The sequence below is a fragment of the Mycobacterium sp. P2_H7 genome, assembly GCF_056403275.1.
This window is the reverse complement of sequence record NZ_JBFUFU010000005.1, coordinates 23,601-40,331: the sequence shown is the minus strand read 5'-3', so window position 1 is coordinate 40,331 and position 16,731 is coordinate 23,601. Positions and strand designations below refer to the sequence as shown.

19 protein-coding genes are annotated in these 16,731 nt (G+C 67.2%); 8 read left to right on the top strand and 11 right to left on the bottom strand.

Going from position 1 to position 16,731, the window contains the following annotated elements; all coding sequences use genetic code 11:
* The first annotated feature begins 1 nt into the window (after position 1).
* A complete protein-coding gene (locus AC1DY7_RS06030) occupies positions 2-1,000 on the top strand; it encodes an iron-containing redox enzyme family protein (protein WP_477492760.1) in 999 nt (332 codons plus the stop codon).
* On the opposite strand, the gene AC1DY7_RS06025 is transcribed toward AC1DY7_RS06030, so the two are convergent.
* The 5 genes from AC1DY7_RS06025 to AC1DY7_RS06005 are packed head-to-tail and all read right to left on the bottom strand — an operon-like array spanning position 977 to position 3,121.
* Positions 977-1,186 carry a CDGSH iron-sulfur domain-containing protein gene (locus AC1DY7_RS06025; protein ID WP_477492759.1) on the bottom strand — a complete coding sequence of 70 codons (210 nt, stop codon included), beginning with the start codon at positions 1,184-1,186 and terminating at the stop codon, positions 977-979. The two genes, AC1DY7_RS06030 and AC1DY7_RS06025, sit on opposite strands and share 24 nt — an antisense overlap.
* Positions 1,183-2,166: an LLM class F420-dependent oxidoreductase gene (locus tag AC1DY7_RS06020; RefSeq protein ID WP_477492758.1), complete on the bottom strand. Its 984-nt coding sequence runs from the start codon at positions 2,164-2,166 to the stop codon at positions 1,183-1,185. Before AC1DY7_RS06020 ends, AC1DY7_RS06025 begins: the two co-directional genes overlap by 4 nt.
* Before the next feature lie 27 nt (positions 2,167-2,193).
* Complete coding sequence (locus tag AC1DY7_RS06015; RefSeq protein WP_477492757.1) at positions 2,194-2,709, bottom strand: DUF6328 family protein; 516 nt, start codon at positions 2,707-2,709, stop codon at positions 2,194-2,196.
* Positions 2,710-2,732: 23 nt separating this feature from the next.
* Positions 2,733-2,888, bottom strand: a complete 156-nt coding sequence (locus AC1DY7_RS06010; RefSeq protein WP_477492756.1) for a DUF6131 family protein — start codon at positions 2,886-2,888, stop codon at positions 2,733-2,735.
* Positions 2,885-3,121, bottom strand: coding sequence for a hypothetical protein (locus tag AC1DY7_RS06005; RefSeq protein WP_477492755.1), 237 nt, complete (start codon positions 3,119-3,121; stop codon positions 2,885-2,887). The genes AC1DY7_RS06010 and AC1DY7_RS06005 overlap by 4 nt, the downstream gene beginning before the upstream one ends.
* A 170-nt stretch (positions 3,122-3,291) precedes the next feature.
* Here AC1DY7_RS06005 and mbp1 point away from each other — a divergent pair, with 170 nt between their 5' ends.
* On the top strand, positions 3,292-3,534 hold the full coding sequence (gene mbp1, locus AC1DY7_RS06000) for a microaggregate-binding protein 1 (protein WP_477492754.1): 243 nt from the start codon (positions 3,292-3,294) through the stop codon (positions 3,532-3,534).
* 65 nt (positions 3,535-3,599) lie between these two features.
* On the opposite strand, the gene usfY is transcribed toward mbp1, so the two are convergent.
* From usfY to AC1DY7_RS05985, 3 genes are all read right to left on the bottom strand, one after another.
* Positions 3,600-3,908 (bottom strand): protein UsfY, encoded by a 309-nt coding sequence (gene usfY, locus AC1DY7_RS05995; RefSeq protein ID WP_477492753.1) that lies wholly within the window; start codon positions 3,906-3,908, stop codon positions 3,600-3,602.
* Between the two features lie 61 nt (positions 3,909-3,969).
* Positions 3,970-4,299, bottom strand: coding sequence for an ArsR/SmtB family transcription factor (locus tag AC1DY7_RS05990; protein ID WP_477492752.1), 330 nt, complete (start codon positions 4,297-4,299; stop codon positions 3,970-3,972).
* Positions 4,296-4,724 (bottom strand): SRPBCC domain-containing protein, encoded by a 429-nt coding sequence (locus AC1DY7_RS05985; protein ID WP_477492751.1) that lies wholly within the window; start codon positions 4,722-4,724, stop codon positions 4,296-4,298. Before AC1DY7_RS05985 ends, AC1DY7_RS05990 begins: the two co-directional genes overlap by 4 nt.
* Before the next feature lie 124 nt (positions 4,725-4,848).
* On the opposite strand from AC1DY7_RS05985, the gene AC1DY7_RS05980 reads away from it, so the two are divergent.
* From AC1DY7_RS05980 to AC1DY7_RS05970, 3 genes are read left to right on the top strand one after another with little or no spacing between them, the layout of a single operon-like run.
* Positions 4,849-5,652, top strand: a complete 804-nt coding sequence (locus tag AC1DY7_RS05980) for an FAD binding domain-containing protein (RefSeq protein ID WP_477492750.1) — start codon at positions 4,849-4,851, stop codon at positions 5,650-5,652.
* On the top strand, positions 5,649-8,234 hold the full coding sequence (locus tag AC1DY7_RS05975; RefSeq protein ID WP_477492749.1) for a molybdopterin-dependent oxidoreductase: 2,586 nt from the start codon (positions 5,649-5,651) through the stop codon (positions 8,232-8,234). Before AC1DY7_RS05980 ends, AC1DY7_RS05975 begins: the two co-directional genes overlap by 4 nt.
* Before the next feature lie 39 nt (positions 8,235-8,273).
* On the top strand, positions 8,274-8,813 hold the full coding sequence (locus AC1DY7_RS05970) for a restriction endonuclease (protein WP_477492748.1): 540 nt from the start codon (positions 8,274-8,276) through the stop codon (positions 8,811-8,813).
* Here AC1DY7_RS05970 and lat read toward each other — a convergent pair.
* Positions 8,805-10,136 carry an L-lysine 6-transaminase gene (lat, locus tag AC1DY7_RS05965; protein WP_477492747.1) on the bottom strand — a complete coding sequence of 444 codons (1,332 nt, stop codon included), beginning with the start codon at positions 10,134-10,136 and terminating at the stop codon, positions 8,805-8,807. The genes AC1DY7_RS05970 and lat overlap by 9 nt on opposite strands.
* Before the next feature lie 53 nt (positions 10,137-10,189).
* Positions 10,190-10,648 carry an Lrp/AsnC family transcriptional regulator gene (locus AC1DY7_RS05960; RefSeq protein ID WP_477492746.1) on the bottom strand — a complete coding sequence of 153 codons (459 nt, stop codon included), beginning with the start codon at positions 10,646-10,648 and terminating at the stop codon, positions 10,190-10,192.
* Between the two features lie 27 nt (positions 10,649-10,675).
* Here AC1DY7_RS05960 and hglS point away from each other — a divergent pair, with 27 nt between their 5' ends.
* From hglS to htpG, 3 genes are read left to right on the top strand one after another with little or no spacing between them, the layout of a single operon-like run.
* The gene (hglS, locus tag AC1DY7_RS05955; protein ID WP_477493207.1) at positions 10,676-11,863 is read left to right on the top strand and encodes a 2-oxoadipate dioxygenase/decarboxylase; all 1,188 of its coding nucleotides are present in this window, start codon (positions 10,676-10,678) and stop codon (positions 11,861-11,863) included.
* Positions 11,860-13,401 (top strand): L-piperidine-6-carboxylate dehydrogenase, encoded by a 1,542-nt coding sequence (amaB, locus tag AC1DY7_RS05950; protein ID WP_477492745.1) that lies wholly within the window; start codon positions 11,860-11,862, stop codon positions 13,399-13,401. Before hglS ends, amaB begins: the two co-directional genes overlap by 4 nt.
* Before the next feature lie 24 nt (positions 13,402-13,425).
* Entirely contained in the window at positions 13,426-15,345 is a 1,920-nt protein-coding gene (gene htpG, locus AC1DY7_RS05945; protein ID WP_477492744.1) for a molecular chaperone HtpG, read from the top strand.
* 23 nt (positions 15,346-15,368) lie between these two features.
* On the opposite strand, the gene AC1DY7_RS05940 is transcribed toward htpG, so the two are convergent.
* Positions 15,369-16,703, bottom strand: coding sequence for an HNH endonuclease signature motif containing protein (locus AC1DY7_RS05940; RefSeq protein ID WP_477492743.1), 1,335 nt, complete (start codon positions 16,701-16,703; stop codon positions 15,369-15,371).
* Positions 16,704-16,731: the final 28 nt, after the last annotated feature.

The window sequence follows — 16,731 nt, the reverse complement described above, 5'->3', positions numbered from 1 at the left end:
GATGAGCACCATCACCCGAGGCCTGCCCGCACCGGCAGGTCCGTTGTCCGATGCCGTCATCAACCACCTGACGGGTGTGCGCGCGTTGCCCGCAGCGCCGGAATCCGTACTGCCCGAATCGGATCCGGAAGGCATGGATCTACACCTCGCGCTGCATGTCTGCTACGAACTGTTCTATCGCGGGTTCGACGGCGTCGGTGACGAGTTCGAGTGGGACCCACCGCTGCTGGCGCTGCGCGGCACGCTGGAGGCGGCATTCCTGGCCGACATCCGGCGCGAGATCGGCGACGTGACTCAGGTGAGCGCCGCCGCCGAGATGGACCGGCTGTCTGCCGAGCCCGTCGACGGGGACGGTCCGTCGCATTTCCTGCTCGGCGAGGGCAATTGGGCCCAGATGCGGGAGTACTTCGTGCACCGGTCCATCTACCACCTCAAGGAGGCCGACCCGCACGCCTTCGCGATCCCGCGGTTGGTCGGTCAGGCCAAGGCCTCATTCGTCGCCGTCGAGTTCGACGAGTACGGCGGTGGCCGGGGATCGCAGGTGCACCAGCGGCTGTTCGCGGACCTGATGGCGGCGGCCGGTCTCGATGCGGGCTATCTGGCCTATCTGGAGGCCGTGCCCGCCGAAGCTCTCGCCGTCGTCAACCTCATGTCGATGTTCGGACTGCATCGTGGGCTGCGCGGTGCGACCGTCGGGCATTTCGCCGCGACCGAGATCACCTCATCCCCGGGCTCACAGCGCCTCGCCGATGCGCTGGATCGGATGAGCGCCCCAGAGTTGTGCACGCGGTTCTACGAAGAGCACGTGGAGGCCGACGCCGTGCACGAACAGGTGGTGCGCAATGACGTCGTCGGTGACCTGCTGCAACGGGAACCAGGACTTGAGCCCGACGTGGTGCTCGGCATCCGCGCCTTCGAACTCGTCGAAGATCGGCTGGCTGAGCACCTGATGAAGAGCTGGCGCAACCAGCGGAGCTCACTCCTGTTGCCGCTGGATTGATTTCCGGATCTTGTTGCGATGACTCGTATCGCACAGCGGATAGGTCCTGGACCGGCGGCAGGCGCAGATCGCCACTTTGAAGCGGTCTGACTCGACCGTCTGTCCGTCGGGCAATTCGATCGACACCGGCCCCTCGACGATCACCGGACCGCCGGCGATCACCTGCACCTGGTGGCGGTCGGTCATCCGAACTCCGCACGCAGGGCGGCCAGCAGCGGCTCAGCAACCTCGGCCAGGAACTGTTCCTGAGTGTCCCCGCCGACCTGCACCAGCGCGACGTCGGTGAAGCCGGCGTCGCGGAAGGGTTTCACCGCCGCCACGATGGCGTCCAAGTCGGGACCACACGGGATGGATTCGGCGACGTCTTCGGGCCGGACGTACTGGCTCGCAGCCGCGAAGCCGGCTGTCGTCGGCAGATCGGCGTTCACCGACCAGCCCCCGGCGAACCACCGGAACTGGTCATGGGCACGCGCAATCGCCTTGTCGCGGTCGGGATCCCACGAGATCGGCAGCTGGCCGATGACACGCCCGTCGGGCAGTCCCACTGTCTGACGGCGACCTCGCCACTTCTTGACGACGTCACCGTCCGGCTCGGTCTGGACGAGGTGGTCGGCGAAGTCGGCCAGCTTCTCGACCGACCTGTCCCCCGTCATCGACACGGCAAGCGCCACCGGAACATCCGGCACGTCCCACAGCCGCGCCGACGCGACCTCGAAGTACTCGCCCCGATGGTCGACGAGTTCGCCGGAGAACAATTCCCGGATGATCTTCATGGCTTCGGCGAGCATGTCGATGCGCTTGTCCACCGTGGGCCACGCTTGTCCTACGACATGTTCGTTCAGGTTCTCGCCGCTACCGAGGCCCAGGGTGAACCTGCCGTCGGCGAGGATCTGGACGGTGGCGGCCTGTTGCGCCACCACGGCGGGGTGGTAACGGATGGTCGGACAGGTCACGTATGAGCAGAGCCCGACCTCCTGGGTGGCGTGGGCCACCGCCCCCAGCACGGCCCAGGCATTGGGCGCGTGGCCCTGAGCCGCCAGCCATGGCGAGAAATGGTCGCTGCACACCTCGAATTCGAAACCGGCGTCCTCAGCGGCCACGGCGTGGCGCACCAATTCTTTGGGTCCGGCCTGTTCGGTCATGAGCGTGTACCCAAAGCTGGTCATGTTCCCCAGGTACCCGGCCCCCTGCCCTCACAAACTCAGCGGCGGCCGGGTCCGCAGCACCAGCGGCAGCACCAGCCAGAGTCCGATCAACGCCAACGCCGTGACGCCGCCGGCGATCAGTCCGGCCTCGAACCCCAGGACCACGTCGAAAATCAGTACCGCGACACCGACCAGGGCGAAGGCCAACAGGATGAGACCGTAGTAGGCCAGCCGGTGTGCGCCGGCAACGATGACATCGAGTCGGTGCTGCCGGAACATCAAGCGGTGCATGCCGATCGGCGCCACCAACAGAATCGTCGCGCCGAGGGAACACCCGACGGTCACCAGATAGACCACGAGCATCTGGTCGTCCAGACGGTCGAACCGGTTCTGGAAGGGAAGCGTCAGCAGCAACCCGGTGAGCAACTGCACCCCGGTCTCGACCACCCTCAGTTCCTGGAGTAGCCCCGACCAATTTCGGTCCAGCCGTTGCGCCGCCGTCTCGCCGCGGGCCTCGGTGTTCCACCGATGGTCCCGCTCGGGATGGTCGACATCGACGCCCATGGCCGGAGTCGAGACGCAGTCGGTCAGTACCAGGAGCGCCGGCCGGCGACCGGGCGACCCAACAAACCCAGAAGCCAGAACACCGCACCGATGACGAGCAGGATGACGCCGACGACCCAGAGGACGTAGATGTTGAGGATCAGGCCGAGAATGAGCAGGATGGCTCCGAGGACGATCACGCGACACTCACCTCACCGACGGATGCCATCGCGCTCGGCTCCGGCAGCCGGCAGTCCACCACCTTGGGATTGACGCCCATGTAGTTCAGCGGGCCGGCCAAGACGGTGAGGCCGATCTGACCCGCAGTCGCACAGCTGGTTTGGCCGGTGTGGAAATAGTCGCGCTGCCAGGCGGCCAGCACCCCGACCAACAGCCAGACCAACACGATCGTGCCCAAAAGTCCCCGGAACATGAGGAGCCTCCATCAGTCGAATCCAGTGCGGGCCGAGTACCCGGCAGTCCACTGAGCGAAACCACGCCCGAGCCCGGGTTTGCGTCCGCCACGTGAAGGGCACCCTCGAGGCATGCACGGCGACTACCTCGTGCATGGCACCAATCCACTCCGGTAGCGGAAAGGTAGACATGACTGACAAGAAGACTGGACCCGAAGAGGGCTTGAGCGGCGTCGTCGAAGGCGTGAAAGGCAAGCTCAAGGAAGCCGTGGGCACCGTGACGGGTCACGACGATCTCACCGAAGAGGGCAAGGCTCAGCAGGACAAGGCAGACGCGCAACGCGACGTCGCCAAGAAGGAAGCGGAAGCCGAGGCCGCGCGTGGCGGCGAGCAGGCCGCCGAGGCGCGCCAGCGGGCTCACCAGAACCGCTGACCCGTTGGTACGAGGGGAATCACCCAGCCCAGCAGACCCCACTCACGGGCTGCTGGGCTGGGTGTTCAGCTGTTGGGATGCTGGCGTTTGGCCTCGGGATGTGCTGCATACCAACGATCTTCGATGCGTCGCACCCTGACGTGTTCCAGCGCCAGCCACAGCGCACCGATCAGCATGCCCGCAGCCGACAGCAGGGCCACGGTCAAGCCGACATCGAAATGCCGGGTCGCGAACGCGGCGAGACTCGCGACGAACAACACCAGCGCCACCCCGATCAGGATGAGCGCAGGCATGATGACGTTGTCCTTCATGGATTCACCGGCATGCGGGCGGGTGGTGCGGGTGTGATCGACAGGATCTTTGGGGCCTTTCATGGCAACCCTCCTCGTCCGCCCAAACAACGGGCTTCTTCCAGGGTAGATCCGTAGCCGCCGGTTAGGAAGGCTCGTCCCAACCGTCGCCTTCGGCGAGCCGTTTGATCGCGGCCAGCCTGCGATCCCATTGCCGGCCGATCCGGTCCAACTCGCCCGCCAGAGCGCTGAGTCTGGACCCCAGCGCGCGATAGCGAACCTCACGGCCGACGCGCACGGGTTCTACCAGTCCCGCGTCGGCGAGGACGGCCAGGTGTTTGGCTATGGCCTGTCGGCTCACCGGCATTCGGGTCGCGAGCGCACTGGCCGACAGATCCTGTGCGCCGAGTTCGGTGAGGATCTGCCAGCGTGTTTCGTCGGCCAGCACGGCCAGTACCACCGGGACGGCTGTCACACCCCGGCCTGCACGAACTCCACCAGATCGGCCAGTTCGGCGGTCCACCCGCCGGTGTTGTTGGCAAGCGAGTCCTGGGGATCCTCCAGTTCCTCGAAACCCGTCTCCACCAGATCCAGGCGCGTGCCGCCCTCGATCTCCGTCAGTTCGAAGCGCACCACCGTCGAATTGCCCGGCACCGGTTCGACATCACCGGCCTGCGCCCAGCGGTACACCAGAACCCTTGGCGCTTCGATGTGTTCGACGACCACCCGGTGCTTCCCCAGCTTCTCCCAGCCGAAGTAGCCCGTGCCGCCGGCCACGGCCTCGAACTCGCAGGCGTCACCGAACCACTGCGCGATCAGATCCGCCTCGGTGAGCGCCCTCCACACCCGGTCGATGGGTGCGCTGATGTCGATGCTGCGCGTGATTGCGAGTGTGTCCATGTCGTCTCCTGGCAGTGTCTCCGTTATGTGCAACTTCAGAGTTGCACATTACTGGAACGTCTGCAACCGAAGGGTTGCACTTATTTGGCATGCGGTCTGGGCTGCACTTGATTACCGTCGACAGGTGGACCTGAACAACGTCGAGGTGATCGACACCCCGCGGCACCGCGACGAGCTCTGGCCGCTGAGCCAGGGCGACGCCGTGCTGGCCGGGGGCACCTGGCTGTTCTCCGAACCTCAGCCCTACCTGACCCGGTTGGTCGATCTCACCTGCCTCGGCTGGCAGGCGGTCACCCGCCGCGACGACGGCGTCGAGTTGGCCGCCACCTGCACGGTCGCCGAGGTGTCGCAGCTGTCCCGCGAACTCGGCGTTCCACTGCTGCACCAATGCTGCACCGCGCTGCTGGCCTCGTTCAAGATCTGGCACACCGCCACCATCGGCGGCAACCTCTGCCTGGCATTCCCCGCCGGCGCGATGATCTCGATGGTGTCGGCGCTGTCGGGAACGGTGACGGTCTGGCGGCCCGACGGCACCGAATACCACTGTTCGGTAGATGAATTCGTCACCGGTGAGGCCACCAACGCGCTCGCCCCCGGCGAGATCGTGCGATCGGTGTTCCTGCCCGCTCACGCCCTGCAGGCGCAAACCGCATTTCGCAAACTGGCCCCCTCGCCCCTGGGCCGGTCCGGCGTGGTGGTCATCGGGCGTCAGGACACCGACGGCCGGTTCGTCCTGTCGGTGACAGCCGCAACGGTGCGCCCGTACACCTTCGACTTCCCTGCGCTACCCGGACCCGACCACGTGCGGGCGGCACACGCGCAGATCCCCGACGACGCCTGGACCGATGATGCCCACGGCGACCCGGACTGGCGGGCCGCCATGACCCTGGTGCTCGCCCAGCAGGTGGCCGCGGAGCTTGCCCCGTGATCATCAACGGCCAAGCCGCCCAAGGCGACCCGCGGCCCGGCCAGTGCCTGCGGTCCCATCTTCGTGACCACGGCCATTTCGAGGTGAAGAAGGGTTGCGACGGCGGCGATTGCGGCGCCTGCGCTGTCCTGGTCGACGGCACGGCGGTGCACTCGTGCGTATACCCGGCCTTTCGGGCCGCCGGGCGTGCGATCACCACCGTCGCGGGGCTGGGCACCCCAGAGGATCTCCATCCCGTGCAGCGGGCGTTCGTGGAGGCCGCGGGCTTCCAGTGCGGCTTCTGCACGGCCGGGATGGTCACCACCGCTTCGACACTCACCGAGGACCAGCGCACCGACCTGCCGCAGGCGCTCAAGGGAAATCTGTGCCGGTGCACCGGCTACCGGGCGATCACCGACGCCCTCGCCGGAACCGTCAACACCGGCGAGCACTCCCCCGGCGCACCGGCCGGACGCCGCGTCGTCACCGGGACCGAGCAGTACACCATGGATCACACACCCGAGGGTCTGTTGCATCTGGCCGTGCTGCGCAGCCCGGTGGCTCACGCCCGCATCGTGTCCGTCGATACCTCTGCTGCACAACGCGTTCCGGGTGTGCACCTGATCCTCACCCATGCCGACAGCCCGCCCGTGGCGTTCTCCACCGCCCGGCACGAGAACCGCACGGATGACCCCGACGACACCTTCGTATTCGACGACACCGTGCGCTTCATCGGTCAGCGCGTCGCGGCCGTGGTGGCCGACAGCGTCGCCGCCGCCGAACGGGCCTGCGGGGCCATCACGGTCGAATACGCCGAACTGCCGGCGGTGTTCGACCCCGACCTGGCCCGCGCACCCGGCGCCCCGCTGGTGCACGGCGACAAGGGTTCGTCCGCGCGGATCGCCGACCCGCAGCGCAACATCGTCGCCGAATTACACGGCGGTGTCGGTGATGTAGGCGCCGGGGTCGCCGACGCCGAGCGCGCCGGGGGCGACGTGGTGCGTGGCCGCTGGTCCACCCAGCGCGTCCAGCACAGCCATCTGGAGACCCATGGCAGCACCGGCTGGGTCGACGAGGCGGGCCGGCTGGTCGTCCGCACCAGCTCGCAGGTGCCGTTCCTGGTGCGCGACGAACTGTGCCACGTGTTCGGTCTCGACCCGTCGCAGGTACGGGTGTTCACCCGCCGGGTGGGCGGCGGCTTCGGCGGGAAGCAGGAGATGCTGACCGAGGACGTGGTGGCGCTGGCGGTGCTGCGCCTGAGGCGACCGGTGCGCTACGAGTTCAGCCGCACAGACGAATTCATCGCCGCGCCCTGCCGGCACCCTTACCAGGTGGCGGCCACCGTGGCCGCGGGCGCCGACGGCGTCCTCACCGCCATGGCCATCGACGTGCTGATGGATGCCGGTGCGTACGGCAACCACAGCCCCGGGGTCATGTTCCACGGCTGCGGGGAATCGATGGCCGTGTACCGCTGCCCGAACAAGCGGGTCGACGCCCAGGCCGTGTACACCAACAACCTGCCGTCCGGTGCCTTCCGTGGGTACGGCCTCGGACAGGTGATCTTCGCCGTGGAGTCCGCGCTCGACGAATTGGCGGCCCGCCTGGGGATCGATCCGTTCGACCTGCGCCGCCGAAATGTCATCGTGCCCGGTGATGCGTTCGTCGATTCGCATGTGGCCGAGGACGATCTGACGTTCGGCAGCTACGGCCTGGACCAGTGCCTGGACCTCACCGAGGCGGCTCTGGCCCGCGGCAACGGAGCCGAACCGCCGGACGGCCCGCAGTGGCGCATCGGCGAGGGCATGGCGGTGGCGATGATCGCGACCATCCCCCCGCGGGGCCACTACTCCGATGCCTCGGTGTCCCTGGACGCCGACGGCATCTACACGCTGTCGGTCGGAACCGCCGAATTCGGCAACGGCACATCGACGGTGCACCTGAGCCTGGCGGCCGAGGCTCTCGGTGTGCCCACCGACCGGCTGCGGCTGCGGCAATCCGACACCGACGTCACCGCCTACGACACCGGCGCGTTCGGGTCGGCGGGCACCGTGGTCGCGGGACTGGCCGTGCAGTCGGCGTGCCGTGAGCTCCGCCAGGCACTCGAATCCGGTGCCGCCCAACGCCCGTTGGTCGGCCATGGCCGGCACGAGGGCACCCCGCGATCGGTGGCGTTCAACGTGCACGGCTTCCGGGTGGCGGTGAACATCGAGACGGGCGAGGTGCGGATCCTGCAGTCGATCCAGGCCGCCGACGCCGGGGTGGTGATGAATCCCGAGCAGTGCCGGGGCCAGGTGGAAGGCGGGGTGGCGCAGGCCATCGGCACCGCCCTGTTCGAGGAGATCCGGGTCGATGCGCGCGGCAAGGTGACCACCACAACGCTGCGCAACTATCACATTCCGCAACTCGCCGACCTTCCGGTGACCGAGGTCTACTTCGCGGACACCTACGACAAACTCGGCCCGCTCGGCGCGAAGTCGATGAGCGAGTCGCCGTACAACCCGGTGGCGCCGGCGTTGGCCAACGCCATCGCCCGGGCGTGTGGGGCGCGGATGTACCGGTTGCCGATGACGCCGGCGCGGGTATGGCGGCGTCTGCAGGGCTGACCCAGCGGATTTGTCGGGTTCCGCGGTTACGCTTCGGGCGTGAGGGTGCGGATCTACACGGTACTGGCGCTGGCCGCCGGTATCACGACATATCTACTCGGCGCGGGAGTGCCATGGTCACTGGCCGCTGCCGCCGTTGCCGTGATGGCACCGCATTTCCTGCTCGGCGCCCTGCGCGGGCTGCGCACACCGTCGCCACGCGAAGACCCGATCGCTGACATGTCGGGCACCGAGTTCGAGGACTACGTGGCCCGAATCGCCCGCACCGGAGGCCATCCGGTGATGATGACACCGGTGACCGGCGACTGGGGTGTCGACCTGATCGTCGGCAAACGACCGAATCGTCTTGCCGTCCAATGTAAGCGACGGTCCCGGCCGGTGGGCGCTGGCGCGGTGCAGGAGGTGGTCGCCGGGGCGCCGATGCACGACTGCAGTCGCACCCTGGTGGTCACCAACCACGATTTCACCCCGGCCGCACGCAGACTCGCCGAACAGCACGGCTGCACCCTGGTCGGCGGCTCTGAACTGCGCGGGCTCAGATCGGTGATCCGCGGTCTCGTCGTCGACGACTCAGAGTGACTGCATCGCACCCAATACGTCCCGCACAGCGTCGACCGCGGCATCGAGCTCGTCGCGGGAGACCGTCAGCGCCGGCCGGAACCGTACCGAGTCCACCCCACTGGGCAGCATGATGACGTGCCGGTCCCACAGCCGGCGCACCAGCTCATCGCGTGCGTATGCAGTCGGCATGCTGAACGCGCACATCAGGCCGCGGCCGCGCGGATCGCGCACCTGGTCGCGGAATTCGGTTGCCAGGTCCCGCAACCGGTCCAGCAGATGGCCGCCCAACAGGCGGGCGTTGTGCATCAGGTCGTCGGATTCGATGACTTCGAGAATGCGCCGGGCCCGGACCATATCGGTGAGGTTGCCACCCCAGGTCGAGTTGATCCGCGAGCTCACCGCGAACACGTTGTCGGGCACCTCGTCGACCCGGCCGCCGGCCATCACCCCGCATACCTGCGTCTTCTTGCCGAACGCCACCACGTCCGGAAGGACGCCCAACTGCTGGTAGGCCCAGGCGGAACCGGTCATCCCGCAGCCGGTCTGCACCTCGTCGAACACGAGCAGCGCGTCGAACTCGCCACACAGTTCCCGCATGGCGACGAAGAATTCGGGACGGATATGCCTGTCGCCACCCTCACCCTGGATCGGTTCGGCGATGAAACATGCGATGTCGTGCGGGTGCGCCTCGAAGGCCGCGCGGGCCTGCCGTAGCGATTCCGCCTCCAGCGCAGCGGGGTCCGCGCCGGGTCGCAGGTAGGGCGCGTCGATACGCGGCCAGTCGAACTGCGGGAAGCGCGCGACCTTGTTGGGATCGGTGTTGGTCAGCGACATCGTGTAGCCACTGCGGCCATGGAAGGCACCGCGCAGATGCAGGACGCGGGTACCCGCCGCGGTCAGTCCCAGCGACTCGTTACGACGGCTCTTCCAGTCGAACGCCACTTTCAGCGCGTTCTCCACGGCGAGCGCCCCCCCGTCGATGAAGAACAGGTGCGGCAGGGCCGGGTCGCCGAGCACCCGGGTGAAGGCGTCGACGAACCGCGCCATGGTCACCGTGTAGATGTCGGAGTTGCTCGGCTTGTTCACCGCGATGGCGCCCAGCTCGGCACGGGATTCCGGAGTTGTCAGCGCCGGGTGGTTCATCCCCAGCGCCGAGGACGCGAAGAACGTGAACATGTCCAGGTAGCGGTCGCCGGTGCGGGCGTCGACCAGGTAGGAACCCTGCGAACGTTCGGTGTCGAGGACGAAGTCGAAACCGTCGGCCAGGATGCTGCGGCTCAGGACGGCGGGTACCTCGGCAGCGGCGAGGGTCACGTCACGGTCGGGCAGGACAGCAGTCATGCTGGCCATCCTAACGCGATCTTTACGGTTTCAGCTATTGCAGACCGGAATATTTACGGTAGAAATTCGCGTCCTTCGTAAAATGTTTGTAGGATGATCGTGCTGCGAGTGCGAACGTTGGCGGCTGTCCGGATCCGTTGCAGCAGATCCTCCAGCCCGCGCGGCGACCCGACCCGCACAAGCAGGATGTAGCTCTCGTCGCCCGCGACCGAATGGCACGATGCGATCTCGGGGATGTGTTCCAGGCGCGCGGGCGCATCATCGGGTTGAGAAGGATCGAGGGGGGTGATGGCCACGAACGCCGACAGCATGTTGCCGACCGCTTCGGGATCGATGCGCGCCGCGTACCCGGTGACCACGCCGCGCGCCTCCAGTCGCCGCACCCGGGCCTGCACGGCGGACACCGACAGCCCCGCCGTGGCTGCCAGGTGCGCGAGCGTCGCCCGCCCGTCGGCGATGAGGTCACGCACCAGCGCCCGGTCGATATCGTCGAGGTGGTCGGCATCGGCCATGGCCGGAGACTACCTCTCGTGATCGAGATGTGGCAGTTGCGCGCCGCATTCGCCGCGGCCCTGTCGCAGATGTATGGCACCGAGGTCCCCGCATACACCACCCTGGTACAGGTCAGCGGCGAGGTGAACCGGGACTGCGCGGGTGACGGACGGCTGGGATCCCTCGATCGCGTCACCGCCGAGCGGCACGGCGCCATCCGGGTCGGCAACCCGGCCGAAATGGCCGATGTAGCCGATCTTTTCGCCGCGTTCGGGATGTACCCCGTCGGCTACTACGATCTGCGCGAGGCCGCCTCACCGGTGCCGGTGGTGTCGACCGCCTTTCGCCCCATCGATTCAGAAGAGCTGGAGCGTAACCCCTTTCGGGTGTTCACCTCGATGCTGGCCACTGCCGACGTCCGGTTCTTCAACCCCGACCTGGGCGACAGGGTCAACCGATTTGTGGCGCAGCGGCAGTTGTTCGACCCCGCGTTGATCGCCGACGCCCGGCGCATCGCTGCCGCCGGTGGTGCGCCCGACGACCTGGCCGGCGACTTCGTGGCCCGCGCCACCGCGGCATTCGCGCTGTCGCGCGCCGCCATCGACAAGGCCTGGTACGACGAGTTGAGTGCGGTGTCCGCCGTGGCCGCCGACATCGCCGGTGTCACCACCACCCACGTCAACCACCTCACCCCACGGGTCCTCGACATCGACGAACTATATCGGCGGATGTCCGCGCGCGGCATCGCCATGATCGACGCGATCCAGGGACCGCCGCGCACCGACGGACCGGCCGTGCTGTTGCGGCAGACGTCCTTCCGCGCACTGGCCGAGCCCCGGCGGTTTCGCGGCCGCGACGGCGCGGAGTTCGACGGCTCGCTGCGGGTTCGATTCGGCGAGGTCGAGGCCCGCGGGGTGGCCCTCACACCGCTCGGCCGCGCACGCTACGACGCCGCCATGACCGATCCGGGCCGTTGGGCAGACCACTTCCCGGCCACCGACGCCGAGATGGCAGCGGACGGACTGGCGTACTACGTCGGTGGCGATCCGGCCAAACCGGTTGTCTACGAGGACTTCCTGCCCGCCTCGGCGGCGGGCATCTTCCGATCCAACCTCGACGGCGACGCCCAGATCGGCAGCGGTGACGCGGCCCACTACAGCCTCGACTGGATGGCCGGGGCCATCGGCCACCACATCCACGACCCTTACGACCTCTACGAGAAGGCGGCATCATGACCACCATGCACTCCACCCTGCCCACCGCCGGGGAGCTTCGTGACCAGGTGCGCCTGGCGCTGCAGGCCATCGGCGCAGACTTCACCGAATCCGAAACCGGGCTGCCTGCAAGCACTCCGATCACCGGTGACGTCCTGTTCACCGTCGCCGAACAGTCTGCCGCCGAGGCTCGGACTGCGATAGGTCAGGCCGCCGAGGCATTCGCGACGTGGCGCACCACGCCGGCCCCGGTCCGCGGCCAGGTGGTGGCGCGGCTCGGTGAACTGCTCATCGAACACAAGGCCGACCTGGCCACCCTGGTGACCGTCGAGGCCGGCAAGATCACCTCCGAGGCGCTCGGCGAGGTGCAGGAGATGATCGACATCTGCCAGTTCGCCGTCGGACTGTCCCGGCAGCTCTACGGCAAGACCATCGCCTCCGAACGGCCGGGGCACCGGTTGATGGAGACGTGGCATCCGCTCGGGGTGGTCGGCGTGGTCACCGCGTTCAACTTCCCGGTGGCCGTCTGGGCCTGGAACACCGCCGTCGCCCTGGTCTGCGGGGACACCGTGGTCTGGAAGCCCTCGGAGCTGACACCACTGACCGCGGTGGCCTGTCAGGCGTTGATCGAACGGGCCGCCTCCGACGTGGGTGCCCCGGCGCATATCTCACGACTCATCCAGGGCGGCCGGGAGATCGGCGAACTCCTGGTCGACGACACCCGGGTCGCGCTGGTGAGCGCCACTGGCTCGGTGCGGATGGGCCGGGAGGTCGGCCCACGCGTCGCGCAGCGGTTCGGCAAGGCCTTGCTCGAGTTGGGCGGGAACAACGCCGCCATCGTCACGCCGTCGGCCGATCTCGACCTCGCGCTGCGCGGCATCGTGTTCTCCGCCGCGGGCACCGCAGGGCAGCGCTGCACCACCCTGCGCCGGGTCATCGCGCATCGCTCGGTCGTCGACGAACTGGTCACCCGGATCACGGCCGCCTACCGCAGCCTGCCGGTCGGCAATCCCGCGGCCGACGGCACGTTGGTCGGCCCACTGGTGCACGAACGCGCCTATCGCGACATGGTGGGAGCGTTGGAGCAGGCCCGCGCCGACGGCGGCGAGGTGGTCGGCGGTGACCGCGTCGACTTCGGAGACTCGGCCGGCGAGGGCTCGTACTACGTCCGTCCGGCGGTGGTGCGGATGCCTGCGCAGACCGCGGTGGTGCACGACGAAACCTTCGCTCCCATCCTGTATGTGCTGACCTACGACACACTGGACGAGGCGATCGCCCTGAACAATGAGGTGCCGCAGGGCCTTTCGTCGGCGATCTTCACCACCGACATCCGGGAGGCGGAGCGCTTCATGGCCGCCGACGGCTCGGACTGCGGTATCGCCAACGTCAACATCGGCACCTCGGGTGCGGAGATCGGCGGCGCGTTCGGCGGGGAGAAGCAGACCGGCGGCGGCCGTGAATCGGGCTCGGATTCGTGGCGGGCCTACATGCGCCGGGCCACCAACACCGTCAACTACTCGTCCGATCTGCCGCTCGCTCAGGGGGTGCAATTCGGCTGACCGCCGGCGTCTTAGGATGGCTGCGTGACTGAGCAGGTCGAACATCGGGAATTCCAGGCAGAGGCGCGTCAGCTGCTGCAGTTGATGGTGCACTCCATCTACTCCAACAAGGACTCGTTCCTGCGGGAGCTGATCTCCAATGCCTCCGATGCACTGGACAAGCTGCGGTTGGCGGCCTACCAGGACAAGGACCTGGACGTCGACACGTCCGACCTGCACATCGACATAGAGGTCGACAACAGCGCCCGAACGCTGACGATCCGCGACAACGGCATCGGCATGACGCGCGACGAGGTGGTCGACCTGATCGGCACGCTCGCCAAGTCCGGTACCGGCGAGCTGCGCCGCAAGCTGAGCGAGGCGCAACAGGCCGGCGATGCCGAAGATCTGATCGGCCAGTTCGGTATCGGCTTCTACTCGACGTTCATGGTCGCCGACTCGGTGGTGCTGCTGACCCGCAAGGCCGGCGAGAGCACCGCCACCCGTTGGGAATCCAGTGGCGACGGCACCTACACGATCGCGGCGGTAGAGGGTGCCCCGCAAGGCACCTCGGTCACGTTGCACCTCAAGCCCGAAGACACCGAGGACTCGCTGCACGACTACACGTCGCCCTGGAAGATCAGGGAATTGATCAAGAAGTACTCCGACTTCATCTCCTGGCCGATCCGGATGGAGGTCGAGAAGACCGTCCCGGCACCGGAGGACGCCGAAGAAGGCACGGCGCCGACCACCACCGTGGAGACAGAGACGCTCAACTCGCGTACCGCGCTGTGGGCCAAGCCCAAGAGCGAGGTCTCCGATGAGGAGTACGCGGAGTTCTACCGGCACATCTCGCACGCATGGGACGAGCCGCTCGACGTCATCGCGATGAAGGCCGAGGGCACCTTTGAATACCAGGCGCTGCTCTTCATCCCGTCGCAGGCCCCGTTCGACCTGTTCAATCGCGATGGGCACACCGGCGTGCAGCTGTACGTCAAGCGTGTCTTCATCATGGGCGACTGTGATGAGCTGGTGCCGGAGTACCTGCGGTTCGTCAAGGGTGTCGTCGACGCACAGGATCTGTCGCTCAACGTATCTCGGGAGATCCTGCAGCAGGACCGCCAGATCAAGGTCATCCGCCGCAGCCTGACCAAGAAGGTGCTCTCGGCGATCAAGGACCTGCAGACGAACCGCCCCGACGGTTACGCGACGTTCTGGGCGCAGTTCGGCCGCGCGTTCAAGGAGGGCCTGCTCTCCGACACCGACAATCGCGACACAGTGCTGAAGCTGTCGTCGTTCGCGTCGACTCTCCATGACACGACGACCCTGACCGACTATGTCGGGCGGATGAAGGACGACCAGGAGCAGATCTTCTACGCCACCGGCGAATCGCGCCAGTTGCTGGAGAAGTCACCGCACCTGGAGGCGTTCAAGGCCAAGGGTTACGAGGTGTTGCTACTCACCGATCCGGTCGACGAAGTATGGGTCGAGTCGGTACCGGAGTTCGACGGCAAGGCGCTGCAGTCGGTCGCCAAGGGCGAGGTCGACCTCGGGTCCAAGGACGGATCGGCTTCCGACTCCGACCGCCCGGACTTCGCCGAACTGCTCACCTGGCTGCAGGAGACGCTGGACGAGCACGTCAAGGAGGTCCGGCTGTCGACCCGACTGACGTCTTCACCGGCCTGCCTGATCACCGACAGCTTCGGCATCACGCCGCAACTTGCGCGCATGTACCGGGCATCGGGTCAGGAAGTGCCGGTCGGCAAGCGCATCCTGGAACTCAACCCCGATCACACTCTCGTGACGGGTCTGAGGGATGCGTTGGCGGCGTCGCAGGACGGGCTCAGCGATACGGCCGAGTTGATCTATGGCACAGCCCTTCTCGCCGAGGGCGGGACCCTCGATGATCCGGCGCGCTTCGCTGCCATCCTCACCGACCGGTTGGCCAAGACCTTCACTGTGTAATTGTCAAGGTTCAACAGGCTCGGTCACGCCGCGGCGTGCAAATCGGTCATGCTACGTCGGGCGTGCGACTTCAGGTGGTGCGGTTCAGGACCGGCCGGATCATGCGGCGGGATGAACCAGGGGTGCCGGTCAGGCCCCAGGTAGACCCGCCAGCCACTGTGGTGGATCACGGTGTGGTGGCACCGGCAGAACAGCACGCCATTGTCGACGCCGGTGTTGCCGCCGGCGCCCCACGGCTCGATGTGGTGGGCGTCGCACCACGACACCGGTCTCCCGCAGCCGGGGAAGGCGCACCCACGGTCGCGTGCCGCCAACGCTTTTCGAATCTTGGGCGGGAAAAGCCGCTCGCTGCGTCCGACGTCCAGTGGCGCGCCGGCGTCATCGACGATCACCAGCCCAGTCGAGCTGTCACAGGTGATGAGGTCGGCGGTCGTGGTGCTGACCGGCCCGGTGAAACCGAGAAAGTCCACGAACCCGTCCCCGCCCGCTCCTGCCGGCGTTGCAGCGGCCGGCCGGACCAGGGTGACGTGCGGCAGCACGCCACCGGAGGTCGGACGACTCGAGCTCGACAGATAGCTGCGCACCATTTGACCGAACGCGTCCGCGCGGCGTTTGCCCGTCGATCGTGGGTCCGGTGAACCATCCGGCAGCGGTACGGGCCGGCACAGCGGATCCAATGCTGCGAACAGTTCCTCACCGGTCAGGACATCGAGATCGAGGGTGGCGCTGACCCGCCCCTCATCGTTCTGCACCAGTGTCATCTCATTGAGGTCACTGTCTTCCGCGACGGGAACTGTCCGCTCGCTCGCCAGTCGTGCCGAGACTTGGTCGATGGCGATCTCCCGGGCTTTCTTACTGACGTCCGCGGGCGTGGCCTGGACCATCAGTTTCGTGACCACCTTCGCCCTATCGTCATCGGACAACGCGACTCGACTACCGATGTGCATGACGCCCTTACCGACAGCATCAGCGAATTCGATGCCGAGCCCACCCAGACGCTGCACCTGGGTGACGGCCGGCATTGTGTGCGCGGCTCGCCCGACCCGTGCCGCCCGCGTCGCCGCGCCGGGGGCCACACCCAGGCCGGTCAGGAGATCGGTTCCTGAGCGCAGGTGTCGGCGGCCCGGAATCCCGAGCCGCTCGGCGGCCGCGGTTGCTTGGGCGATCACGTGATCGAACAGATTCCGGGCGGTGACCGCGACTGCCAGTACCGCGAGTAGAGCCTGTTCGTCGACCACCCGTCGGGGACAGTCGAGCAGATGAAACAGCGTGCGATCGGCATCCTCGGTGGGCGCGGGCATCGGGGCCAGGTCATCGATGAGCGCGTTGACGAAGGTGTCGAAATGGGTGGCGTCCATGCCAGATACCCAACCTCTCGAAGAAGGT